Consider the following 22478-nt stretch of genomic DNA (forward strand, 5'->3'; position numbering starts at 1 on the left):
ACTCCCCCAGCCTTTGTTGGTGTTGGCTTTCTGTGGGTTATTTATTTTTTTTAATTTATTTTTTTTTCTGGTGTTGGGGTTCTGGCGGGGGGGCCGGGGCCGCGGGGGGGGGGGGCCCCCCCGGCCCAAGGGGGCGTCAGCGGTTGACGGCCTCAAGGGAACGGAGGGCGTTGTGGGCCTCGGCCACCACGCGCTCGGCGGTCAGGCCGAACTCCTCGAAGAGCACCTTGTAGTCGGCGGAGGCGCCGAAGTGCTCCAGCGAGACGATCCGGCCGTGGTCGCCGACCAGCTCGCGCCAGCCCTGGCCGATGCCGGCCTCGACCGACACCCGGGCCTTGACCGACGGCGGCAGCACACTGTCACGGTAGGCCTGGTCCTGCTCCTGGAACCACTCGAAGGACGGCACCGAGACCACCCGGGTGGCGATGCCCTCGGCCTCCAGCACCTCGCGGGCCTTGACGGCCAGCTGGACCTCGGAGCCGGTGCCCAGCAGGATCACCTGCGGGTCGCCGCTGGAGGCCTCGGCCAGGATGTAGCCGCCCTTCGCGGTGCCCTCGGCGGAGCCGAAGACCTCGCGGTCGAAGGTCGGGACGTTCTGGCGGGTGAGCGCCAGGCCGACCGGGCCCGGGTGGGTGGTCTGGCGCTCGATCACGGTGCGCCAGGCGACGGCCGTCTCGTTGGCGTCGGCCGGGCGGACCATGGACAGGCCCGGGATGGCGCGCAGCGAGGCCATGTGCTCGACCGGCTGGTGGGTCGGGCCGTCCTCGCCGAGGCCGATCGAGTCGTGCGTCCAGACGTAGGTGACCGGCAGCTTCATCAGCGCGGCCAGGCGCACGGCCGGGCGCATGTAGTCGGCGAAGACCAGGAAGGTGCCGCCGTACACGCGGGTCTTGCCGTGCAGCGCGATGCCGTTCATGGTCGAGCCCATGGCGTGCTCGCGGATGCCGAAGTGGATCGTCCGGCCGTACGGGCTGGCGCTCTTCAGCGGGTTGCCCTCGGGGAGGAACGAGCTGTCCTCGTCGATCGTGGTGAGGTTGGACTCGGCGAGGTCGGCCGAGCCGCCCCACAGCTCCGGGATGACCGCGCCGAGCGCCTTGAGGGTCTCGCCGGAGGCCTTGCGGGTGGCGACGTCCTTGCCGGCCGGGAAGACCGGGACGGTCTTCTTCCAGCCCTCGGGCAGTTCGCCGGCCTGGATGCGGTCGAACTCGGCGGCGCGCTGCGGGTCGGCGGCGCGCCAGGCCTCCAGGGACTGCTCCCACTCGGCGTGGGCGGCCTTGCCGCGCTTGATGACCTCGCGGGCGTGCTCGATCACCTTGTCGGAGACCTCGAAGGTCTTCTCCGGGTCGAAGCCCAGGACCTTCTTGGTGGCGGCGATCTCGGCGGCGCCGAGCGCGGAGCCGTGCGCCTTGGCGGTGTTCTGGGCGTCCGGGGCCGGCCAGGCGATGATCGTGTGCATCGCGATGATCGACGGACGGGTGGTCTCGGCCTTGGCCGCGGCCAGCGCGTCGGCCAGGACGGCCACGTCGATGTCGCCGTTGGCCTTCGGGGCGACCCGCTGGACGTGCCAGCCGTACGCCTCGTAGCGCTTGAGGACGTCCTCGGAGAAGGCGGTCTCGGTGTCGCCCTCGATCGAGATGTGGTTGTCGTCGTACAGGGCGACCAGGTTGCCCAGCTTCTGGTGGCCGGCCAGCGAGGAGGCCTCGGCGGAGATGCCCTCCTCCAGGTCGCCGTCCGAGACGATGGCCCAGATGGTGTGGTCGAAGGGGGACTCGCCGGCGGCGGCGTCCGGGTCGAACAGGCCGCGCTCGTAGCGGGCGGCCATCGCCATGCCCACCGCGTTGGCGATGCCCTGGCCGAGCGGGCCGGTGGTGGTCTCCACGCCCGCGGTGTGGCCGTGCTCCGGGTGGCCCGGGGTGCGGCTGCCCGCGACGCGGAAGGCCTTGAGGTCGTCCAGCTCCAGGCCGTAGCCCGACAGGTACAGCTGGGTGTAGAGGGTCAGGCTCGTGTGCCCGGGGGACAGCACGAACCGGTCGCGGCCGACCCACGAGGGGTCGGTCGGGTCGTGGCGCAGGAAACGCTGGAAGATCAGGTACGCCGCGGGGGCCAGCGACATGGCCGTCCCGGGGTGTCCGTTGCCGACCTTCTGGACGGCGTCCATGGCCAGGACCCGCGCTGTGTCAACCGTGCGCTCATCCAGTTCGGACCACTCGAATGCGTTCGTCGGCGTCGTGCTCACCCTGTCTCAGGGCTCCTTCCGTTGTGAAGAGTGACCCCGTGAAAGGGGACCGGGTCGGCCACGGCGCTGTGGTCTCGACGCTGGGTGGTGCCGGTCACGGAGGGTAGATCCCGCTTCTGCGTGCGAGCCTACCGTCCGGCCCGGGGCTCACCCTCCGTGCTGGGACAACCAGGAAATCCGTATGGTGATTCCCACCAGGGCGGCCTGCCTGATTTTGTCCCAGACTCTCCTGTTTTACGGCACCCTGCCGCCCCGGTGGTCAGGACGGGTTGCGGCGGCGCGCCGGAACGGCTTCGTGGCTTCACCCAGTCGGTTCACCCGGGGGTGTGCCATCGGCCTCGCCGGGGGACCCCGGAGCCGGATGGGATATATGGAGCGTCTAAGGTGGCGTGGTACGCGCAGAGCGGACGATTTGGGACCCTTCGTTCCTGTGGACGCCTGCGAGGATTCATCTTCAGTTGGGGTGTTAGTGACCGCCGTCGAAACCCGTCCCGCCGGGGTCACCGGGGCGACTCCTGCGCACCGGCCCATCGGGGCCCGTGTCGGCGCCTTCGTCGCACTGACCAAGCCACGGATCATCGAACTGCTGCTGATGAGCACGGTGCCGGTGATGTTCCTCGCCCAACAGGGCGTCCCGAACATGCTGCTGGTGCTGAAGGTCGTGGTCGGCGGCTACCTCTCGGCGGGCGGCGCCAACGCCCTCAACATGTACATCGACCGCGACATCGACGCGGTGATGACCCGCACCGAGCGCCGGCCGATCGTCACCGGGATGGTGTCGCCGCGCGAGGCGCTGGTGTTCGGCATCGTCCTCGCGATCGTCTCGACCCTGCTGCTGGGCTTCGGCGTCAACTGGCTCTCCTCCGGACTGGCGCTCGGCGCGCTGCTGTTCTACGTGTTCGTCTACACGCTGGGGCTCAAGCGGCGCACCTCGCAGAACATCGTCTGGGGCGGCATCGCCGGCTGCATGCCGGTGCTGATCGGCTGGTCCTCCGTCACCAACTCGCTGTCCTGGGCGGCGGTCGCGCTGTTCCTGGTGGTGTTCTTCTGGACGCCGCCGCACACCTGGGTGCTCTCGATGAAGGTGCGCGAGGACTACGAGCGGGCCGGCGTGCCGATGCTGCCGGTGGTCAAGGGCAACGTCGCCGTCGGCAAGCAGGTCGTCGCCTACTCCTGGGTGATGGTGGCGACCTCGCTGGCAGTGTGGCCGCTGGGGCACATGAGCTGGCTGTACCCCGTCACCGCGGTGCTGCTCGGCGGGTTCTGGCTGCGCGAGGCGCACGCGCTGTACGGCCGGGCCAAGGCCGGGGTGGTGGGCGCGAAGCTGAAGGAGATGCGGCTGTTCCACTGGTCGATCACCTACCTGTCGCTGCTGTTCGTGGTGTGCGCGATCGACCCGTTCGTGAAGTAAGGCCTGTCCGACGTCGAAGAGCCCCGGTCCGGTGGACCGGGGCTCTTCGCGTTCTCACCGCGCCGGCAGCTCGGACGGGCCGACGTGGTCGTCCAGCCAGTCCCGGAGCGGCTGGGAGGCGCGCAGGAAGGCGGTGATCCGGGTGTGGGCGCCGCGGGTGCCGAGCCACTTCTCGGGCGCCCACTCCTGCCAGGCGACCAGGCCCTTGTGGCGCAGCAGCTCGATCCTCGGGTGGTCCTTGGGGAAGCCGCGCGGAGCGGTCTTGAGGGAGTCCCGGCCGTGCACCCGGGGGCCGTCCTGCTCCACCGCGGCAATCACCCGCTCCAGCTCGGCGCCGCTGACGTCCTCGGCGACGGCGGCGCGGTAGCGGTCCAACTGGTCGGGGGCGAGCTGGTACATCCCGTTGCCGCAGGCCAGGCCGTCGGCGGAGAGCTGGACGTAGCCGCCGGTCTCCAGGTGGGCGCCGATGTGTGTCTTGTACGGAGACTTGTCGGCGCTGAACCGGACGTCGCGGTTGGGGCGGAAGATCTTCCCGGGCCCGAACTCCGGCTCCAGCTCGGCGAGCAGCAGCTCCATCGGGGTCCGCACGTCGTCGTCGTACTGCTCCTTGTGGGCCTGCCAGAAGGTCTTGGAATTGTCGGCTTCGAGGTGCTCGTAGAAGTCGAGCGCCTCGGCCGGCCAGCCGGAGAAGGTCACGCCTCCAGTATGTGGCCCGGTGCACAGGGTGCTCCCGTCGCCAGCCCGACTACCGGTGGGTAGCATGCGGGCATGAGCAGCGCAGAGACCGCCACCGCCGCCGCGCCGGACGCCCGTACCGAGCGCCGCGCCAAGCGCATCGCCAAGCACCTCAGCAGCTTCGCCCGCCAACACGGAGGCGGCGCCGACGCGGTCGTCGAGTACGTCGGCGCCGTGGCCACCCGGATCGTGGTGGTCGGCGCGGACGGCGCCTGGGGCGACCAGGTGGCCCCGAGCTACGCCGTCGGCCGCCGCGCCGCCGAACTGGCCGGGCTGACCCTGCACGACGACTTCGAGGGCGAGCTGGCCCTCAAGGTGAAGACCGGCCCGTACGAGTGGAAGCGGATGGCCGGCATCCAGCTCGGCGGCTGATCACTTCGGCGCCCACGGCAACGGCCCGGTCCCCCTTCGAGGGGGGCCGGGCCGTTGCCGTCGTTGGCGGCCCGAGTTGATACGGCGATGGCGCGAGACTGCGTTGAGGAACTTCGATCGCTCGGGGTTTCGGCCCGGAAACAGAGGACGGTGTGACGGTGGCGGTTCGGCTGTTGGACGGCGAGCAGGCGGTCGAGCTGGAGGGCCGGTTGAAGGAGGTGTTCTCGGAGGCGTTCGCGGAAGCCCCCTACGGCGAGGGGCCGACCGATGTGGGGCGGGCGTTTCGCCGGTTCCGCCCGCAGGCGCGTCGGCGGGGGTTCCGGGCGGCCATCGCCTTCGACGGCGACACCGTTGTCGGGATGGCGTACGGCTACCCGCTGTCGGCGAACACCGGATGGTGGGACACCCTGATCGATCCCGTGCCCGAGGATCTCAGGTATGAGGACGGACAGCGCACGTTCGGTCTCTTCGAGCTGGCGGTCCGACCCCGGTGGCGCCGCCAGGGCGTCGCCACCCGCATGCATCGCGCCCTCATCGAAGGCATCGACAGCGCCCGGGTGATGCTGAACACCCGGCCGGAGGCGACTGCGGCCCAGGCGTCCTACCGAGCGTGGGGCTACAGGCGCGTCGGGTCGGCGATCCCGTGGGACGGCGCGGCTCGGCACGACGTGATGGTCCTCGATCCGATCCACCCGGTGGTGCGAGCGTGACGCCACTCCACTCGGTGTCCGTCGCGGGCGGGGGGACACGTCGCCGAGTGTCCGGAGCCATGACGGGCGGCGGTTGTTGTGACACGTCGAAGGCCCCCATCCGAGGATGGGGGCCTTCGACGATGCTCAGACGGTGGCAGCCTGTGGGGTCTGTGCGGGCAGCTGGTCGGGGGCCGCTTCTACCTCGCGTACGCGCAGGGCGAGGGGGATGCGGAGGGCGGCGATCCAGGTGAGGGTGGCGCCGAGCATGTGGAGGCCGACCATCAGCTCGGGGGCGTCGGTGAAGTACTGGATGAAGCCGAGGACGCCCTGGAGGAGCAGGACCGCCAGCAGTTCCCTGGTGCGGGCCTTCGCCGCCGGCGGGGCCTTGATGGCGGCGAAGACGAAGATCATCGCGATGGTCAGGCCGACCGAGACGAACGCGAGGTCGGCGTGGAACTGGGCCAGCCTGTCGTAGTCGATCGGGATCCGGGGGACGATCTTGTTGTCCTTCGGCGTGCCCGGGTGGTGGCCGGCGCCGGTGACCAGGGTGCCGGCTGCGACCAGCAGGCCGACGGCCAGGACCAGCACGTAGGAGAGCTGGTGGATCGGGCGGGCCACGGCGAGCTTCGGGGCTCCGTCGCCCTCCTTCGACCGCTCCCACATCAGCAGGGCAACCCAGACCAGCGCCATCGCGGCGATCATGTGCAGCGCGACGGTGTAGGGGTTCAGGCCGGTCAGCACGGTGATGCCGCCGAGCACGGCGTTGCTCATCACCAGCCAGAACTGCGCCCAGCCGAGCTTGGTCATGCTGTGCCGCCAGGGGCGGTGGCAGCGGGCGGCCAGGATGGCCCAGCCGACGGCGGCGCTCAGTACGTAGGTGAGCATCCGGTTGGTGAACTCGACGACGCCGTGGAAGCCCATCTCGGCGGTCGGGGTCAGGCTGTCGGCGGTGCAGCGGGGCCACGTCGTACAGCCGAGGCCGGAGGCGGTGAGGCGGACGGCGCCGCCGGTGACGACGATCACCACGCTCATCACCAGCGCGGCGAACGCAGCGCGCCGGACCATCACGGCGGACGGCTGCCAGCGGTCGGCGAGCAGGGAGAAGGGATTAGGCACGGGGCCAATCGTAGGCGGCCTTACAGGGGATCTTGGGGCGGGGCGCGAGCGTGACCCGGGCGCGGGGGTTACCCGGGGTCGGGTGGGTGCAAAACGGACTCTTCGGTCAAGGCGGTCATTGGTCTTGACCAATCACCTGCGAGGCCGAAAGAGTGCGGATTGGTCCATACCTTTTTTCGGACCTCTCCCACTCCTCCCGCACAAGCGGAGACCTGCACATGCGCATACCCACGTCCGCCGCCGCGCTCGCAGTCGGCGGCTCGCTCGCACTGGCCGGCCTGATCGCCCCCGCCGCCGCCCACGCCGCCGACCCCGGCCAGGAGTGCCGCAGCCTCGGGGTCGCCAACCTCTACGGCGAGTTCATCGAGGGCGACGACACCCACACCCCCGACGCCGAGGGCGCCGTCGCGGTGGGCGGCAACGCCGACTTCACCGGCGGCTTCTCGGTCGGCCAGGAGCTGACCCCCGCCGAGGTCGACGCCCTGCCCGGCAAGAACGCGCTGGTGGTCGCCGGCCGCATCACCGGCCACAACACCCAGGTGATGAAGGGCAGCGGCGTCTACGGCTCCAAGGCCGACGGCGCCGTCGTCCAGGCCCACCAGGGCGCCATCGCCCAGGGCGCCTCCCCGATCGACTTCAAGGCCGAGTTCGCCAAGCTGCGCGCCGCCTCCACCGCGCTGGCCGCCGCGCCGCAGACCGCCGGCGCCACCGTCCAGGCCGACGGCGCCAAGCTCACGTTCACCGGCGGCGACGCGAAGTACAACAGCTTCACCGTCGACGCCGCGAAGCTCCAGGGCGCCAAGGACGTCTTCCTCAAGGTGCCGGCCGGCTCCGTCACCGTGGTCACCGTGACCGGCGGCTCGTACGACATGGCGGCCGCCGGGACCACCGGCTTCCACCTGTGGGACGAGGCCAAGGCGTCCTTCGTCCTGGACGACAAGCTGCAGAGCGCGGCCGGCGGGGCGATCCGCGCCAAGCTGCTGTGGAACTTCCCCACCGCGACCAAGGTGGTCAAGAGCAGCAAGGCCGCCTGGGCCGGCACCGTGCTGGCGCCCAACGCCGCCTTCGACCTCGGCAGCGGCGGCCCGGTCAACGGCTCGGTCATCGCAGCCTCGCTGACCGGCAAGGGCGGCGCGGAGACGCACCACTACCCGTTCGCCGGCTGCCTGCCCGGTGTCGTCGTCCCGACGCCGTCCACTACACCCACCACGCCCACCGTGCCGCCGGTGGTGCCGAGCGGGACGCCGTCGGCCTCCACCACGCCCGGGACGCCCGGCACCTCGGCCACCCCCGGGACCTCGGCGAGCCCCTCGGCCACGCCCTCCGCCCCGGTGAGCGGCAAGCCGAGCGCGGGTGCCTCGGCCAGCCCGTCGGCCACCGCCTCGGCGGGTGTGCCGGCCGCCTCGGCCTCGGCCTCGGCGAGCCCGTCCGCCCAGGCGAACGCGGGCGGCAACCTCGCGCACACCGGCTCCGGGCCCGTCGTGCCGCTGGCGATCGCCGGCGCGGTGGTGCTCGCGGCCGGTGGCGCGATCGTGGTCGTCACCCGGCGTCGGGCGGCCAAGAAGGCCTGATGGTTTCGCCGGTCGACCGGTGCTGTGCCCTCGGTGATTGAACCTGATCACCGGGGGCGCACGTATTTCAGTCAGGTGACGAAGTTCATTCAAGTTTGCCGAATCCGCGTTCCGCGAGGTGGCAGCTGTGATGGGCTGGTCATACACATCAGACGACGGACCAACAGACGAAATTCGGTCGTACGGCGGGGTGTGGAGAGGTGCGGGAGTGCCGGTAGAGTCCCCCGGACAGTCGTAGCGGGCCACCGCGAAACCTTCAACACGCCTGCTGCGCAAGACCGTTCTGAGGGGAACAGCGTAAATGGCGCGACAGCAGCGGCACATGCGGATCGGCGCGGCGGCACTCGCCGGGACGGCGGCGGCCGGAATTCTCCTGCCTCTGGCGCTGGCAACCAACGCCTCGGCGCACGTGCCGAGTTGGTCGGTGACCTGCGACAAGATCGTGATCGATCTGATCAACTACAGCCCCAAGCCCGACGTGAAGAACACCGTCAGCCTCACCATCGACGGCGAGAAGGTCCTGGACACCAAGGCCTTCCCCGCGGAGTTCCACGGCACCTTCCCGGTGAAGGACCACACAGCCCCCGTCAAGGCGAACCTCGTGGTGAACACGACGGAGACCCCCAACGAAAAGGGCTGGAACATCAACGAGACCAAGACGATCGAGCCGTGCCACACGCCGACTCCGACGCCGACTCCCACCCCCACGCCCACCAAGACCCCGACCCCGACACCCACCCCGACGCCGTCGCAGACCACGACTCCGACGCCGACTCCCACGCCGACGCCCACCAAGACCCCGACCCCGTCGGCCTCGCCCACCGCGAGCAAGACCGCGACCCCGACCCCGACTGCGACCCCGGTCCCGACGCCCACCACCAGTGGTCCGGCGCTCGCCCAGACCGGTAGCAACGACGCCACCCCGATGATCGCGGCGGCCGGCGGCGGCGTGCTGCTGGTCGGTGGCGCGCTCGTCCTGCTGGCCCGCAAGCGTCGCGGCAGCCAGAGCTGACGTTCCGTCGGTGACGTGAGACCGCCCCCCGGCCGAAGCGGCCGGGGGGCGGTTCCCGTGTGGGGCGGCCTCCCGTGTGGGGCGGTTCCCGTGTGGGGCGGCCTCACACGCGGTGCGGCCTCATGCACGGGGCGGTTCACGTGCGGGGCCGGGGGCTACTCCCAGCGGAAGAAGCGGGCCGCGGCGGCCAGCCCGAGGACGGCCCAGCCGGCCAGGATGCCGAGGTCGGACCAGGGCACCCCGGCGCCGTGCTGGAGGACCGACCGCAGGCCGTCCGAGAGCGCGGAGATCGGCAGCAGCTCCAGCACCGACTGCACGGCCGAGGGGAACTTGCTCAGCGGCACGATCACCCCGCCGGCCAGCAGCAGCAGGATGAACACCAGGTTGGCGGCGGCCAGTGTGGCCTCCGCCTTGAGCGTGCCGGCCATCAGCAGGCCGAGGCCGGAGAAGGCCGCGGTGCCGAGCACCAGCAGCGCGACGACCGTCAGCGGGTTGCCCTGCGGGGACCAGCCGAGCGCCAGCGCGATCACCGACAGCAGCGCGACCTGCAGCGCCTCGGTGACCAGGACGCAGCCGGTCTTGGCGGTCAGCAGCGCCCAGCGCGGGAGCGGGCTGGCGCCGAGCCGCTTCAGCACGCCGTAGCGGCGCTCGAAGCCGGTGGCGATGGCCTGCCCGGTGAAGGCGGTGGACATCACGGCCAGCGCGAGCAGGCCGGGGGCCAGGAAGTCGACCCGCTTGCCGGGGCCGTCCACCGCGACGATGTCCACGGCCGAGAACAGCACCAGCAGCACGGTCGGGATGACCACGGTGAGCAGCAGCTGCTCGCCGTTGCGCAGCAGCATCCTGGTCTCGAAGGCGGTCTGGGCGAGCAGCATCCGGCCGACCGGGGCCGCGCCGGGCTTGGGGGAGTAGTCGGTGGTGGTACTCACGAGCGCAGGTCCCGTCCGGTCAGGTCGAGGAAGACGTCTTCGAGGCTGCGGCGCTGGACGGACAGCCGTTCGGGCAGGACTCCGGAGGCCGCGCACCAGCCGGTGACGGTGGCCACCAGCTGCGGGTCGACGGGTGCCTCGACGCGGTAGCTGCCGGGGGTGGTCTCGGTGGCGGTGGCGCCCTCGGGCAGTTCCTTGAGCAGCGGGCCGAGGTCGAGCCCGGGCGGGCCGTCGAAGCGCAGGGCGTTCTCGGCGCCGCCGCGGCACAGCTCCTCGGGGCTGCCGGTGGTGATCACCCGGCCGCGGTCGATGACGGCGACCTGGTCGGCGAGCTGTTCGGCCTCGTCCATGTGGTGGGTGGTGACGACCACGGTGACGCCGTCCCGGCGCAGGTCGCGGACCAGCTCCCAGGTGGCGCGCCGGGCCTGCGGGTCGAGGCCGGCGGTGGGCTCGTCCAGGAAGACCAGTTCGGGGCGGCCGACCACGGCCATGGCCAGGGCGAGCCGCTGCTGCTGGCCGCCGGACAGGCGCCGGTAGGCGGTGCGGCCGCAGGAGCCGAGGCCGAGCCGCTCGACCAGCGCATCGACGTCCAGCGGGTGGGCGTGCAGCGCGGCGGTGTGGCGCAGCATCTCGACGGCGCGCGCGCCCGCGTACACGCCGCCCGATTGGAGCATGACGCCGATCCGGGGGCGCAGCGCGGCGTTCTGGGCGACCGGGTCGAGGCCGAGGACGCGGACGGTGCCGGCGTCGGGGCGGCGGTAGCCCTCGCAGGTCTCGATGGTGGTGGTCTTGCCGGCGCCGTTGGGGCCGAGGACGGCGGTGATCGCGCCGCGTGCGATGGTGAGGTCGAGGCCGTCCACCGCGGGCTTGTCGCCGTAGTGCTTGACCAGCCCGGCGATCTTCACCGCGGGTTCGGAGTGCATACCGGCGAGTGTAAGAGGCCCCGACGCCGGGCCCGGACGGCGCCCTCGATGATCGTTTTCGCAGGTCAGGTAAGGCTTACCTGCGTGACAGATGACACGAGTGAGGCCTGCATCACGGCTTGTCCTGTCGGAAGTAATTACGCAACACTGGTGTTGTGAAAAACATGCGCGAGCACGCCACGCCCCAGGAGGCCGAGTCGGCCCCCGGGTGCGACGTGCCCGTGACGGCGGCCGAGGTGCTGTTGGAGGGCCACCGCGCCACCCGGGACCGGGTCGCCCGGTCGATCCTCGACCACGGCCCCTCCTCCGCCGCCGACCTGGCGAGCCGGCTCGGCCTCACCGCCGCCGCCGTCCGCCGCCACCTGGACGGGCTGGCCGCCGCCGGCCTGGTCGAGTCCCGCGAGCAGCGGGTCTACGGCAGCCGTGGCCGGGGCCGTCCGGCCAAGGTCTTCGCTCTCACCGACGGCGGCCGGGACGCCTTCTACCAGGCGTACGACCAGCTCGCCGCCGACGCGCTGCGCTGGATCTCCGACTCGGTCGGCGGCGGCAAGGCCGGCGAGGAGGCGGTCGCCGCCTTCGCCCGGGCCCGGTTCGGCAAGCAGGGCGAGAAGTACCTGGAGCTCCTGCGGCTGGCCGAGGCGGGGGAGCGCACCGAGGCGCTCGCCCAGGCGCTGAGCGCGGACGGGTACGCTGCCACGGTGCGGCGGGTCCCGCCGGCCGTGGCGAAGGCCCCGGCGGGCGCCCAGCTCTGCCAGCACCACTGCCCGGTCGCGCACATCGCCGAGCAGTTCCCGCAGCTCTGCGAGGCGGAGACCGAGGTCTTCTCGCAGCTGCTGGGCACCCACGTGCAACGGCTGGCCACCATCGCCCACGGCGACGGGGTCTGCACCACCTATGTGCCGGCACCCGGTGCCGCATCGTCGCCTGCCCGGCGTTCCGCGGGCCGCGGCTCCGATGCAGTGCCGACTGCCGGTACGTCCACCGAAGATTCAGCGTCCGCGCGTTAGGAAGCTCGCATGACTGACACCGTTTCGCACCCCGAGCTCGAGGGCCTGGGCACCTACGAGTACGGCTGGGCCGACCCGGACACCGCCGGTGCCGCGGCCAAGCGCGGGCTCAGCGAGGAGGTCGTCCGCGACATCTCCGCGAAGAAGAACGAGTCCGAGTGGATGCTGAACCTGCGTCTCAAGGGCCTGAAGCTGTTCGGCAAGAAGCCCATGCCGACCTGGGGCTCCGACCTCTCCGGCATCGACTTCGACAACATCAAGTACTTCGTCCGCTCCACCGAGAAGCAGGCCGAGTCCTGGGAGGACCTGCCCGCGGACATCAAGGCCACCTACGACAGGCTGGGCATCCCGGAGGCCGAGAAGCAGCGCCTGGTCGCCGGTGTCGCCGCCCAGTACGAGTCCGAGGTCGTCTACCACCAGATCCGTGAGGACCTGGAGGAGCAGGGCGTCCTGTTCCTGGACACCGACACCGCGCTGCGCGAGCACCCGGAGGTCTTCAAGGAGTACTTCGGCACCGTCATCCCGGCCGGCGACAACAAGTTCGCCGCGCTGAACACGGCGGTGTGGTCCGGCGGCTCGTTCATCTACGTGCCCAAGGGCGTCCACGTCGACATCCCGCTCCAGGCCTACTTCCGGATCAACACCGAGAACATGGGCCAGTTCGAGCGGACGCTGATCATCGTCGACGAGGACGCGTACGTCCACTACGTCGAGGGCTGCACCGCGCCGATCTACTCCTCCGACTCGCTGCACTCCGCGGTCGTGGAGATCATCGTCAAGAAGGGCGGCCGCTGCCGCTACACGACCATCCAGAACTGGTCGAACAACGTCTACAACCTGGTCACCAAGCGCGCCGTGGCGTACGAGGGCGCGACCATGGAGTGGGTCGACGGCAACATCGGCTCCAAGGTCACCATGAAGTACCCGGCCGTCTACCTGATGGGCGAGCACGCCAAGGGCGAGACCCTGTCGATCGCCTTCGCGGGCGAGGGCCAGCACCAGGACGCCGGCGCCAAGATGGTGCACATGGCGCCGAACACCTCCTCCAACATCGTCTCCAAGTCGGTGGCGCGCGGCGGCGGCCGGACCTCCTACCGCGGTCTGATCGAGATCGGCGAGGGCTCCAAGGGCGCCAAGTCCAACGTGCTGTGCGACGCGCTGCTGGTGGACACCATCTCCCGCTCGGACACCTACCCGTACGTGGACGTCCGCGAGGACGACGTGTCCATGGGCCACGAGGCGACGGTCTCCAAGGTCAGCGAGGACCAGCTGTTCTACCTGATGAGCCGGGGCATGACCGAGTTCGAGGCGATGGCGATGATCGTCCGCGGCTTCGTCGAGCCGATCGCGCGCGAGCTGCCGATGGAGTACGCGCTGGAGCTCAACCGGCTGATCGAGCTGCAGATGGAGGGCGCGGTCGGCTGACGTCCAGCCGCTGACCGCCCACCGACTTTTCGAGCTTTTCGAGGAAGAGAGCACTACGACAGCCATGGCTGACGTCAACACCACCACCGGCTCCACCACCGCCGGGTCGATCGAGGTCGGCACCGCCGGCGCCGGCGCCCAGCTCGCCGGCCCCGGCACCGGCCGCGCCACCGTCCAGCAGCCGATCGACGCCCGGGTCGCCGTCAAGCCCTCGTTCGAGGTCGGCGACTTCCCGGTGCCCACCGGCCGCGAGGAGGACTGGCGGTTCACCCCGATGCACCGCCTGGGCGGCTTGCACGACGGCACCGCCGCCGAGGCGGCCAAGGGCGAGGACAAGGTCGAGCTGAGCCTGCCGGACGGCGTCACCGCCGAGACCGTCGGCCGCGACGACGCCCGCCTGGGCAAGGCCGGCAAGCCCGTCGACCGGGTCGCCGCGCAGGCGTTCAGCGCCTTCGAGCAGGCGCTCGTCGTCACCGTCCCCCAGGACGCGGTGCTCACCGAGCCGGTCAAGATCGACGTGCACGGCGAGGGCGGCACCCGCTTCGCCCACGTGGTGGTCGACGTCAAGCCGTTCGCCGAGGCCGTCGTGGTGATCAACCACACCGGTACCGGCACCCGGGCCGCCAACGTCGAGCTGCTCGTCGGCGACGGCGCCAAGCTCACCTTCGTCTCCGTCCAGGACTGGGACCGCAACGCCGTCCACGTCGCCCAGCAGACCGCGCTGGTCGGCCGGGACGCCTCGCTGAAGTCCGTGGTCGTCACCTTCGGCGGCGACGTCGTCCGGATCCACCCGCGGGTCAACTACGCCGCGCCCGGCGGCGAGGCCGAGCTGTTCGGCCTCTACTTCGCCGACGCCGGCCAGCACCTGGAGCACCGTCTGGTCATCGACCACGACACCCCGCACTGCCGCTCCAACGTGGTCTACAAGGGCGCGCTGCAGGGCCAGGACGCCCACGCCGTCTGGGTCGGCGACGTGCTGATCCGCGCCGCCGCCGAGGGCACCGACACCTACGAGCTCAACCGCAACCTGGTGCTCACCGACGGCGCCCGGGTCGACTCGATCCCCAACCTGGAGATCGAGACCGGCGAGATCGTCGGCGCCGGCCACGCCTCCGCGACCGGCCGCTTCGACGACGAGCAGCTGTTCTACCTGCGCTCCCGCGGCATCCCGGCCGACGAGGCCCGCCGCCTGGTGGTCCGCGGCTTCTTCGCCGAACTCGTCCAGCAGATCGGCGTCGCCGAGATCCAGGACCAGCTGATGGAGAAGATCGAGGCCGAGCTGGAAGCGGCGGTCTGATCCAGATGACCTTCCTCCGTGCCTGCGCGCTGAGCGACCTCCAGGAGGACGTGCCCAAGCGCGTGGACCTCAACGGCGTGCCGGTCTCCGTCGTCCGCACCGACGAGGGGGTGTTCGCGATCAACGACACCTGCTCGCACGCGAACGTCTCGCTCTCCGAGGGCGAGGTCGAGGACTGCATGATCGAGTGCTGGCTGCACGGCTCCAGCTTCGACCTGCGCACCGGCAAGCCCTCCGGCCTGCCCGCCACCAAGCCGGTCGCTGTCTACCCCGTAAAGATCGAAGGGGACGATGTGCTCGTCTCCGTCAACCAGGAGTCCTGAGTACCCATGGCAACGCTTGAAATCCGCGACCTGCACGTCTCCGTCGAGGCCGAGAACGGCCCGCGCGAGATCCTCAAGGGCGTCGACCTGACCGTGAAGCAGGGCGAGACCCACGCGATCATGGGTCCGAACGGCTCCGGCAAGTCCACCCTGGCCTACTCGCTCGCCGGCCACCCCAAGTACACCGTCACCGGCGGCTCGGTGCTGCTGGACGGCGAGGACGTCCTGGAGATGTCCGTCGACGAGCGCGCCAAGGCCGGCGTCTTCCTGGCCATGCAGTACCCGGTCGAGGTCCCCGGCGTCTCGGTGAGCAACTTCCTGCGCACCGCCGCCACCGCCGTCCGCGGCGAGGCCCCCAAGCTGCGTCTGTGGGTGAAGGAGGTCAAGGAGGCGATGGCCGCCCTCCAGATGGACCCGGCCTTCGCCGAGCGCAACGTCAACGAGGGCTTCTCCGGCGGCGAGAAGAAGCGCCACGAGATCCTCCAGCTGGAGCTCCTCAAGCCGAAGATCGCGATCCTCGACGAGACCGACTCCGGCCTGGACGTCGACGCGCTGCGGATCGTCTCCGAGGGCATCAACCGGGTCCGCTCGACCGGCGAGGTCGGCACCCTGCTGGTGACCCACTACACCCGCATCCTGCGGTACATCAAGCCCGACTACGTCCACGTCTTCGCGGGCGGCCGCATCGTCGAGTCCGGCGGTGCCGAGCTGGCCGACAAGCTGGAGAACGAGGGCTACGAGGCGTATGTGAAGGGGGGCGCGTCCGCGTGACGCATCCGTTCACGGGTCTGCTCGACACCGACGCGATCCGCAAGGACTTCCCCATCCTGCAGCGCGTGCTGCACGAGGAGAAGCCGCTCGTCTACCTGGACAACGCGGCCACCTCGCAGAAGCCGCGCCAGGTGCTGGAAGCCCTGACCGCCTACTACGAGCGGCACAACGCCAACGTCCACCGCGGCGTGCACGTGCTCGCCGAAGAGGCCACGGCGCTCTACGAGGGCGCGCGGGACAAGGTCGCGGCCTTCGTCAACGCGCCCAGCCGCAACGAGGTGATCTTCACCAAGAACGCCTCCGAGTCGCTCAACCTCGTTGCCAACATGCTCGGTTGGGCCGACGAGCCGTACCGGGTGGACGCCGACTCCGAGATCGTCATCACGGAGATGGAGCACCACTCCAACATCGTTCCGTGGCAGCTGCTGTCGCAGCGCACCGGCGCGAAGCTGAAGTGGTTCGGGCTCACCGACGAGGGCCGGCTCGACCTCTCCGACATCGACGAGCTGATCACCGAGAAGACCAAGGTGGTCTCCTTCACCCTGGTCTCCAACCTGCTCGGCACCGTCAACCCGGTCGAGACGATCGTCCGCAAGGCCCAGTCGGTCGGCGCGCTGGTCGTCATCGATGCCTCGCAGGCCGCCCCGCACATGGTGCTGGACGTCCAGGCGCTGGAAGCCGACTTCGTCGCCTTCACCGGTCACAAGATGCTCGCCCCGACCGGCATCGGCGTGCTCTGGGGCCGCCAGGAGCTGCTGGAGGACCTCCCGCCGTTCCTCGGCGGCGGCGAGATGATCGAGACCGTCACCATGGGCTCGTCCACCTACGCCCCGGCGCCGCACAAGTTCGAGGCCGGCACCCCGCCGATCGCCCAGGCGGTCGGGCTCGGTGCGGCCATCGACTACCTGTCGGACATCGGCATGGAGAAGATCGCCGCGCACGAGCACGCGATCACCGCGTACGCGGTCGAGCGCCTGCTGGAGGTCCCGGACCTGCGGATCATCGGCCCGCGCACGGCCGTCGACCGCGGCGCCGCGATCTCCTTCACCCTCGGCGACATCCACCCGCACGACGTGGGCCAGGTGCTGGACGAGCAGGGCATCGCCGTGCGCGTCGGCCACCACTGCGCGCGGCCGGTCTGCCTGCGGTACGGAATTCCGGCGACCACGCGGGCGTCGTTCTACCTGTACTCGACGCCGGGCGAGGTCGACGCGCTGATCGACGGCCTGCACCACGTCCGGAACTTCTTCGGCTGACGGGACTGGGCAGGACATGAAGCTCGACTCGATGTACCAGGACATCATCCTGGACCACTACCGCAACCCCCACGGCAAGGGGCTGCGGGACGGCGACGCCGAGGTGCACCACGTCAACCCGACCTGCGGTGACGAGATCACCCTGCGGGTGCGGCTCGACGGCTCGACCGTCGCCGACGTCTCGTACGAGTCCCAGGGCTGCTCGATCAGCCAGGCCAGCGCCTCGGTGCTGAACGACCTGGTCGTGGGCAAGACCGTCGGCGAGGCGCAGACCGTCCAGGAGGCCTTCCTGGAGCTGATGCAGAGCAAGGGCCAGGGCGAGGGCGACGAGGAGGTGCTGGAGGACGCGGTCGCGTTCGCCGGCGTCTCCAAGTACCCCGCCCGGGTCAAGTGCGCCCTGCTCAGCTGGATGGCCTGGAAGGACGCCACCGCCCAGGCGCTCGCCCAGCACCCCGCCGTGAACGACTGACCCGCAGAGGAGGACAGAACAATGAGTGACGAAACCCCCTCCGCTGCGGAGGAGCAGCCGAACGGCGTCGTCATCGTCGGCACCACCGCCGGCACCGTGTCCGTGGAGGACCTGACCGAGGCCCTGATGGACGTCGTCGACCCCGAACTGGGCATCGACGTCGTCAACCTGGGCCTGATCTACGGCATCCACATCGACGAGTCCGACGTGGCCACCATCGACATGACGCTCACCTCGGCGGCCTGCCCGCTGACCGACGTCATCGAGGACCAGGCCAAGACCGCCACCGACGGCCTGGTGCAGGACCTGCGCATCAACTGGGTCTGGATGCCGCCGTGGGGCCCCGACAAGATCACCGACGACGGCCGCGACCAGCTCCGCGCCCTGGGCTTCAACGTCTGACGGACGGCCCTTTCGTCAACTCGCTGCCGCGCGACTCCTTCCTTCCGGGGGATTCGTGCGGCAGTGGTGTATCTGCGCCTCAGTGGGTGATGGCCTCGCTGTGACCGGAACCGGGGAAGGGTGTTCCGGCCGAGAGGAGGACGCCGCGCTCGACGGCCCCGCGTAGGACGGTGGCGATCTCCTGGGGCAGGAGGCTGATCGCGTCGAGCGCCTCGGTGGTGAGGGGGACCTCCTCCAGGAGGTACTCGCCTCGGCCTTCCTGGGTGAACTCGGGGCCGGTGCGGTCCTCGAAGCTCCACTTCTCGATGGTGGCGAGGTAGAAGACCTGGCGTTCGTCGTCGGTCTCGATGGTGTGGAGGAGGCTGACGATCTGGGCCTCGCCGGCGATCTCCTCGCGGACCTCGCGCAGCAGGGCCTCCTCGGGGCTGGCGTCGGTCGGTTCGATCTTGCCGCCGACGATCACCCAGTACGGGTCGATGCCGGGGCGGATGCGCTTGATCAGCAGCATGGTGTCGTTCGGGGTGAGGAGGACGGCGCGGACGCGGTGCTGCATGGTGCTCTGCTTCCTGTTCGATGGGACGGGCCGGTCAGTGGAGGAGCCAGCCGCCGTCGACGTGCAACGACTGGCCGGTGATGAAGGACGCGCTGGGGCCGGCGAGGAAGGCGACCGCGGCGGCGACGTCCTCGGGGCGGCCCCGGCGCTGGACGCACTGGCGGCGGATCTGGTCCTCGGGTCGGGCGCGGTGGTGGGCGGGCAGGTCGTTCTCCGCCTCGACCTGGATGGCCCCGGGTACGACAGTGTTCACGCAGATGCCAGCCGGTCCAAGTTCCCTGGCCAGCGACCTGGTGAGGCCGAGGAGTCCGGCCTTGGCGGTACTGTAGGCGGTGAGTCCGGGGCGGCCGGCACGCGCGTTGACGCTGCCGATGTTGATGACCCGGCCCCATCGGCGCTCGGCCATGCCCGGCGTGATGGCACGGCAAGTGCGGTAGTGGATAGTCAGGTTGGACTCGATGGCGCGCGCCCACTCATCCTCACCGAGTTCGTCCCACGGGATGCGGGGGTAGGCGCCCGCGTTGTTGACGAGGATGTCGATCGGGCCGAGTTCGGACTCGACCTGACTGGCCAGGGCGGCAACGGCGTTGGGGTCGGTGAGGTCGGCACTGACCTCGATGCCGTGCAGGCCCTCGCGCCGCACGTCGGCGAGCACGGTGCGGGCCCGGCGGATCTGCGCGAGGTGGTTGACGGCGACGGAGGCACCGGCGGCGGCGAGCGCTCGGCTGGTTGCAGCGCCGATCCCGGTGGCTCCGCCGGTGACCAGGGCCACCCGGCCCTGGAGCGGCAGGGCGGCGATGGGCAGTTCAAGCGGCGTGGGTGTGGTCATGGTCGGTCCGATCGTCGGGGCCGGTGGCCGGCGCGGGATGGGTGCAGGTGAAGGTCTCGCAGACGGTCTCGGGGTTCTGGGTCTCGGTGAGCTTGGCCAGGAGCAGGAGGAGGTCGTGGCCGGTGAAGCGGCCGGGCGGGATGACGCCGAGGATTCGCAGGGTGAGGAAGTGGCGGATCTGGGCGAGGAAGCGGTCCGGGGCCAGTCCGGCGGCGGGCGCGAGGTCGGCGCGAACGCGCTTCAGCAGGCGGTCGATTGCGGCCTGACGCCCGACTCCGACCGCCCAGGTGTAGCGGACTTCCAGGCGGCGGTGCCGCTCGTCGTGGTCGACGTGTTCGAGGTGCGGGGTGGTGACCGGCGGCAGGTGCAGCGGGAGGGTGCGGGCGTACACCTCGGGCTGGTAGGTCGGTACGAGCCAGCCGCCCATGCCGAGCAAGTACCAGAGGAGGATGGCGATTTCCCCGGCGAGCGTGTTACGGCCGGCGTACTGGAAGTCGAGCCAGCACAGCGGGTCGGCGATGTTCGGCTCGGTCGGGTCGCCCTGGGTGAGCGCGGTGACCCAGGTACGGGCGGAGCAGAGCGTTTCGCGGGCTTCCCAGACGATGGCGGGCAGGTCGAGCCGCATCGGGACGCCGTTGACGACGAAGATGTGGCCGGTGAGGGCGTGTACGGGCAGCGGCTGGCCGGTGCGCGAGGCGGGGACGGCGAGGCGGCCGGACAGGTACCAGGTGTCAATCCGCCCGCCGGGGCGGATGCGGTCCAGGTAGAGGCCGGGCACGCAGTCCGAGAGCGGCGCGGCGCTTCCGCTGTCGGCGACGGCGGCGAGCAGGCTGTCGCAGACGGCGTCGATCAGCGTGGTGACCCGTGGCAGGGCGCTCGGGTGCCGGTCGGCGGTGGCGATGACGTCGCCGAGGAGCATGGTGCACCGGCCGGTGGCGAACACGTCCTCGTAGGCCACGACGTGCTTGCCGCCTGCCCGGCTGTGGCCCAGTAGTTGGGGCACCGGCAGGGTGCGGGCGGTGGCCTGCCAGCCCTGGACCTCGGCCTGCGCTGCGGCGGGGGCGAGGATCTTGCGGAAGGCCGGGACAGAAGTGGCGGGGCCGTTCATGCGCGGCTCGTCGGCAGGGCGATGGTGGCCAGCCAGTGGCCCAGGACGATGTTGGCCAGCTCCACCGCCTTCTCGCGGTCCTCGCGGGCCTGGCGGCGCAGGTCGGCGTCGGTGGCGGGCTCGCGGTCGAGGAAGATTCCGAGCGCGTCGTCGTCGGAGGCGCGTTCGGTGCCCTCGAAGCGGAGCATCACCTTGGCCAGCAGGGCGGTGATCTTGAACAGGGCGCGGAGGTCGGGGGCTCTCTTGAGGATCTGGCGGCGGATCTCGATGGCGGCCTGTACGCCGGCCTCGACGCTGACCGCCACGTCGCCGGCCGCGTCCGGGGCGGGGAGGGCCAGGCCGGGGCGGCACCACAGCGGCACGAGGGAGCCGGAGCCGATCAGCATGAGGACGTGCAGCAGGCGGGAGGTGACCGCCCCGGTGCGGCACTCGTCCTGGGTCAGCACGGTCAGGCCGAGCTTGACGCCACCGAGTTCGGCTTCGAGTTCGGCGATGGCCTGCCGGAGCCCGGGGAGGCTGTCCTGCTCGGCGACGACGAAGACGTCCAGGTCGGACCACCCGTGCTGGTACTTGCCACGCGCTCCGCTGCCGGTCACAGCGAGGAGGTCGATCACGGGCGGCACCTGGACGGTGGTGCGGTCGAGCAGCCCGGAGAGGTAGGACTCCACGTGAACAGGCAGGCCCAGCGTGTTCACCGGCGTGGTGGCCGGCCTGCGCAGCGGCCACCGGCGGGCCAGGGCGATCCCGTCGAGTCGGCGCTCCAGGTGCAGACGGCTGTGGTTGTTGTCGATGACCTCCTGCGCGAGAGAGGCGATCCCGGCCGCACCACGACGGGCCTTCACGGCGTCACGCTCGACCACGTCCTCGGGCCCGGCGGTGCCGCGTTCGGCGCGGACCTGCGGCGTCGCGTCGACGTACACCACGGTCAGTTGCTCGCCGAGCATCCGCCGCAGCTCGGCGGTCGCGTCCTGGTCGTGCAGGGACTCGACGGTGACGTGGCCGAGGAAGTGGTGGGCCGCGCAGTAGCGGTCGAGGCCGTCGACCAGCAGCTCGGCCCGCACCACGGCCGGGAGCTCGTACGGGTCAGCGATGCCGGCGCGCTGGGCGGCGTCCTCGATCAGGTAGCCGATCTTGAGGCGCGCGTACCCGTGCCTGACCCGCAGGTACTCGCCCGCCGTGCTCTTGCCGCTCTCCGACATGCCGCCGAGCGCGACCACCCGCACGCCGGGAAGGGCGCGGGACGGCACGAGCGGGGCGATCGGGTGCAGGCGCTGGCGGATCTCGTCCTGGACGGCCACGACCCGGCGCTCGCCGACCACGATGGTCTCCGCCCACCCGCCTTCGGCGACGAGCCGGTGCACCTGAAGGTGGAGGTGCCGCTGGTAGTCCGCGTAGGCCGGGGTGACGTGCCGCTCGTAGGAGAGGCTGCGGGAAGTGCCGATCACCGGGTCGTCGTCGTGCAGGAGCACGATGCCGTACTCGGCCGCCTCGGCGGCCCGCACGTCGGCGGCGTACGGATCGAGGAGCTTGCGCGCCCGGTCGGCGGCCTCGTCGGGGCTGAGACGCTCGCGCACCGCGACGGTGGCTGCCAGTGACGCCTCCAGCATCGGGATGCCCCGGTCCATCAGACGCACGGGCGCGGCGGCGGGCCTGCGGGAACGTTCCAGGTAGGAGCTGGCGAGGACGTCGGCGACCTCCTCGACCGGGCCGCACTCGAACCACCAGGCGCCCATTCCCAGGGCCTTGATGGCGCCCCAGCGCGGGTCGTAGTCGTCCAGCGGTCCAGTGGCATGTGCGGCGGGACCGAGACGGCGGGTCAGGATGCCGATCTGCTTGGTCTTGCCGACGTTGTCGGGACCGCTGACCGCGATCGTGACGGGTCGGGAAGGCGTGGGGTCGTGCTCAGGGGAGATGGACACGATTTCCTCCGGGTGGTGCACAACATCTGTGGGGCGGTGGGCGGCCCTCGGCCGGACGCCGCGAGGGGGCCCGGACGGAGGGCGGGAGCGGGGAGGCGCCCCGGGTAGGGGGGGGGGGGGTC

22 protein-coding genes are annotated in these 22478 nt (G+C 70.9%); 13 read left to right on the plus strand and 9 right to left on the minus strand.

All coding sequences use genetic code 11. The annotated features are described in order from the left end of the window. Positions 1-136: 136 nt before the first annotated feature. The gene (gene tkt, locus ACFWPI_RS33365; RefSeq protein WP_380375176.1) at positions 137-2236 is read right to left on the minus strand and encodes a transketolase; all 2100 of its coding nucleotides are present in this window, start codon (positions 2234-2236) and stop codon (positions 137-139) included. 463 nt (positions 2237-2699) lie between these two features. On the opposite strand from tkt, the gene ACFWPI_RS33370 reads away from it, so the two are divergent. Continuing rightward, entirely contained in the window at positions 2700-3647 is a 948-nt protein-coding gene (locus ACFWPI_RS33370; RefSeq protein ID WP_063349516.1) for a heme o synthase, read from the plus strand. Between the two features lie 54 nt (positions 3648-3701). On the opposite strand, the gene ACFWPI_RS33375 is transcribed toward ACFWPI_RS33370, so the two are convergent. Continuing rightward, positions 3702-4343, minus strand: coding sequence for a DUF2461 domain-containing protein (locus ACFWPI_RS33375; RefSeq protein ID WP_380375174.1), 642 nt, complete (start codon positions 4341-4343; stop codon positions 3702-3704). Between the two features lie 72 nt (positions 4344-4415). Between ACFWPI_RS33375 and ACFWPI_RS33380 the strand changes: the two genes are divergently transcribed. Further along, positions 4416-4754: a hypothetical protein gene (locus ACFWPI_RS33380; protein WP_063349518.1), complete on the plus strand. Its 339-nt coding sequence runs from the start codon at positions 4416-4418 to the stop codon at positions 4752-4754. Positions 4755-4912: 158 nt separating this feature from the next. Next, complete coding sequence (locus ACFWPI_RS33385) at positions 4913-5464, plus strand: GNAT family N-acetyltransferase (RefSeq protein ID WP_380375172.1); 552 nt, start codon at positions 4913-4915, stop codon at positions 5462-5464. A 126-nt stretch (positions 5465-5590) separates the two neighbouring features. Here ACFWPI_RS33385 and ACFWPI_RS33390 read toward each other — a convergent pair whose 3' ends face one another. Next, positions 5591-6562 carry a heme A synthase gene (locus tag ACFWPI_RS33390; RefSeq protein WP_380375170.1) on the minus strand — a complete coding sequence of 324 codons (972 nt, stop codon included), beginning with the start codon at positions 6560-6562 and terminating at the stop codon, positions 5591-5593. Between the two features lie 218 nt (positions 6563-6780). Here ACFWPI_RS33390 and ACFWPI_RS33395 point away from each other — a divergent pair, with 218 nt between their 5' ends. Both ACFWPI_RS33395 and ACFWPI_RS33400 read left to right on the plus strand, forming a co-directional pair. Then, positions 6781-8133 carry a choice-of-anchor A family protein gene (locus ACFWPI_RS33395; RefSeq protein WP_380375168.1) on the plus strand — a complete coding sequence of 451 codons (1353 nt, stop codon included), beginning with the start codon at positions 6781-6783 and terminating at the stop codon, positions 8131-8133. A 301-nt stretch (positions 8134-8434) separates the two neighbouring features. Beyond that, positions 8435-9145 carry an LAETG motif-containing sortase-dependent surface protein gene (locus ACFWPI_RS33400; protein ID WP_380375166.1) on the plus strand — a complete coding sequence of 237 codons (711 nt, stop codon included), beginning with the start codon at positions 8435-8437 and terminating at the stop codon, positions 9143-9145. Between the two features lie 155 nt (positions 9146-9300). Here the strand turns inward: ACFWPI_RS33400 and ACFWPI_RS33405 are convergent, their stop codons facing one another. Continuing rightward, on the minus strand, positions 9301-10020 hold the full coding sequence (locus tag ACFWPI_RS33405) for an ABC transporter permease (protein ID WP_063351445.1): 720 nt from the start codon (positions 10018-10020) through the stop codon (positions 9301-9303). A gap of 50 nt (positions 10021-10070) precedes the next feature. After that, complete coding sequence (locus tag ACFWPI_RS33410) at positions 10071-10997, minus strand: ABC transporter ATP-binding protein (RefSeq protein ID WP_380375164.1); 927 nt, start codon at positions 10995-10997, stop codon at positions 10071-10073. A 164-nt stretch (positions 10998-11161) separates the two neighbouring features. Here ACFWPI_RS33410 and ACFWPI_RS33415 point away from each other — a divergent pair, with 164 nt between their 5' ends. The 8 genes from ACFWPI_RS33415 (at position 11162) to ACFWPI_RS33450 (ending at position 17947) form a co-directional block, all read left to right on the plus strand. Continuing rightward, entirely contained in the window at positions 11162-12004 is an 843-nt protein-coding gene (locus ACFWPI_RS33415; RefSeq protein WP_107452933.1) for a metalloregulator ArsR/SmtB family transcription factor, read from the plus strand. A gap of 9 nt (positions 12005-12013) precedes the next feature. Then, positions 12014-13429 (plus strand): Fe-S cluster assembly protein SufB, encoded by a 1416-nt coding sequence (sufB, locus tag ACFWPI_RS33420; protein ID WP_363368925.1) that lies wholly within the window; start codon positions 12014-12016, stop codon positions 13427-13429. A gap of 64 nt (positions 13430-13493) precedes the next feature. Continuing rightward, on the plus strand, positions 13494-14726 hold the full coding sequence (gene sufD / locus ACFWPI_RS33425; RefSeq protein ID WP_363368927.1) for a Fe-S cluster assembly protein SufD: 1233 nt from the start codon (positions 13494-13496) through the stop codon (positions 14724-14726). Between the two features lie 5 nt (positions 14727-14731). Further along, on the plus strand, positions 14732-15049 hold the full coding sequence (locus ACFWPI_RS33430; RefSeq protein ID WP_063349526.1) for a bifunctional 3-phenylpropionate/cinnamic acid dioxygenase ferredoxin subunit: 318 nt from the start codon (positions 14732-14734) through the stop codon (positions 15047-15049). A gap of 6 nt (positions 15050-15055) precedes the next feature. Then, positions 15056-15820, plus strand: coding sequence for a Fe-S cluster assembly ATPase SufC (sufC, locus tag ACFWPI_RS33435; RefSeq protein ID WP_063349527.1), 765 nt, complete (start codon positions 15056-15058; stop codon positions 15818-15820). Continuing rightward, complete coding sequence (locus tag ACFWPI_RS33440) at positions 15817-17076, plus strand: cysteine desulfurase (protein WP_350880453.1); 1260 nt, start codon at positions 15817-15819, stop codon at positions 17074-17076. The genes sufC and ACFWPI_RS33440 overlap by 4 nt, the downstream gene beginning before the upstream one ends. Before the next feature lie 16 nt (positions 17077-17092). Further along, positions 17093-17545: a Fe-S cluster assembly sulfur transfer protein SufU gene (sufU, locus tag ACFWPI_RS33445; protein WP_063349529.1), complete on the plus strand. Its 453-nt coding sequence runs from the start codon at positions 17093-17095 to the stop codon at positions 17543-17545. A gap of 21 nt (positions 17546-17566) precedes the next feature. Further along, positions 17567-17947 carry a metal-sulfur cluster assembly factor gene (locus ACFWPI_RS33450; protein WP_279634938.1) on the plus strand — a complete coding sequence of 127 codons (381 nt, stop codon included), beginning with the start codon at positions 17567-17569 and terminating at the stop codon, positions 17945-17947. 79 nt (positions 17948-18026) lie between these two features. Here ACFWPI_RS33450 and ACFWPI_RS33455 read toward each other — a convergent pair whose 3' ends face one another. Genes ACFWPI_RS33455 through ACFWPI_RS33470 form a run of 4 tightly spaced genes read right to left on the minus strand, consistent with a single transcriptional unit; the run spans position 18027 to position 22356 of the window. Beyond that, positions 18027-18500: an NUDIX domain-containing protein gene (locus ACFWPI_RS33455; protein ID WP_380375161.1), complete on the minus strand. Its 474-nt coding sequence runs from the start codon at positions 18498-18500 to the stop codon at positions 18027-18029. A 34-nt stretch (positions 18501-18534) separates the two neighbouring features. Then, positions 18535-19329: an SDR family NAD(P)-dependent oxidoreductase gene (locus ACFWPI_RS33460; RefSeq protein ID WP_380375159.1), complete on the minus strand. Its 795-nt coding sequence runs from the start codon at positions 19327-19329 to the stop codon at positions 18535-18537. Continuing rightward, positions 19307-20437 carry a hypothetical protein gene (locus ACFWPI_RS33465; RefSeq protein WP_380375158.1) on the minus strand — a complete coding sequence of 377 codons (1131 nt, stop codon included), beginning with the start codon at positions 20435-20437 and terminating at the stop codon, positions 19307-19309. The genes ACFWPI_RS33460 and ACFWPI_RS33465 overlap by 23 nt, the downstream gene beginning before the upstream one ends. Beyond that, complete coding sequence (locus ACFWPI_RS33470; RefSeq protein ID WP_380375156.1) at positions 20434-22356, minus strand: nucleotidyltransferase domain-containing protein; 1923 nt, start codon at positions 22354-22356, stop codon at positions 20434-20436. The genes ACFWPI_RS33465 and ACFWPI_RS33470 overlap by 4 nt, the downstream gene beginning before the upstream one ends. Positions 22357-22478: the final 122 nt, after the last annotated feature.

Origin of the sequence: Kitasatospora sp. NPDC058492 (assembly GCF_042720685.1) — a bacterium.
GTDB lineage: Bacteria > Actinomycetota > Actinomycetes > Streptomycetales > Streptomycetaceae > Kitasatospora.

Excerpts from the sequence above, each read along its gene's own strand:
- ACFWPI_RS33380 (WP_063349518.1), top strand. The coding sequence starts at position 4,416 with ATGAGCAGCGCAGAGACCGCCACCGCCGCCGCGCCGGACGCCCGTACC.
- ACFWPI_RS33395 (WP_380375168.1), top strand. The coding sequence starts at position 6,781 with ATGCGCATACCCACGTCCGCCGCCGCGCTCGCAGTCGGCGGCTCGCTC.
- ACFWPI_RS33400 (WP_380375166.1), top strand. The coding sequence starts at position 8,435 with ATGGCGCGACAGCAGCGGCACATGCGGATCGGCGCGGCGGCACTCGCC.
- ACFWPI_RS33405 (WP_063351445.1), bottom strand. The coding sequence starts at position 10,020 with ATGCTGCTCGCCCAGACCGCCTTCGAGACCAGGATGCTGCTGCGCAAC.
- ACFWPI_RS33410 (WP_380375164.1), bottom strand. The coding sequence starts at position 10,997 with ATGCACTCCGAACCCGCGGTGAAGATCGCCGGGCTGGTCAAGCACTAC.
- ACFWPI_RS33415 (WP_107452933.1), top strand. The coding sequence starts at position 11,162 with ATGCGCGAGCACGCCACGCCCCAGGAGGCCGAGTCGGCCCCCGGGTGC.
- sufB (WP_363368925.1), top strand. The coding sequence starts at position 12,014 with ATGACTGACACCGTTTCGCACCCCGAGCTCGAGGGCCTGGGCACCTAC.
- sufD (WP_363368927.1), top strand. The coding sequence starts at position 13,494 with ATGGCTGACGTCAACACCACCACCGGCTCCACCACCGCCGGGTCGATC.
- ACFWPI_RS33430 (WP_063349526.1), top strand. The coding sequence starts at position 14,732 with ATGACCTTCCTCCGTGCCTGCGCGCTGAGCGACCTCCAGGAGGACGTG.
- sufC (WP_063349527.1), top strand. The coding sequence starts at position 15,056 with ATGGCAACGCTTGAAATCCGCGACCTGCACGTCTCCGTCGAGGCCGAG.
- sufU (WP_063349529.1), top strand. The coding sequence starts at position 17,093 with ATGAAGCTCGACTCGATGTACCAGGACATCATCCTGGACCACTACCGC.
- ACFWPI_RS33450 (WP_279634938.1), top strand. The coding sequence starts at position 17,567 with ATGAGTGACGAAACCCCCTCCGCTGCGGAGGAGCAGCCGAACGGCGTC.
- ACFWPI_RS33455 (WP_380375161.1), bottom strand. The coding sequence starts at position 18,500 with ATGCAGCACCGCGTCCGCGCCGTCCTCCTCACCCCGAACGACACCATG.
- ACFWPI_RS33460 (WP_380375159.1), bottom strand. The coding sequence starts at position 19,329 with ATGACCACACCCACGCCGCTTGAACTGCCCATCGCCGCCCTGCCGCTC.
- ACFWPI_RS33465 (WP_380375158.1), bottom strand. The coding sequence starts at position 20,437 with ATGAACGGCCCCGCCACTTCTGTCCCGGCCTTCCGCAAGATCCTCGCC.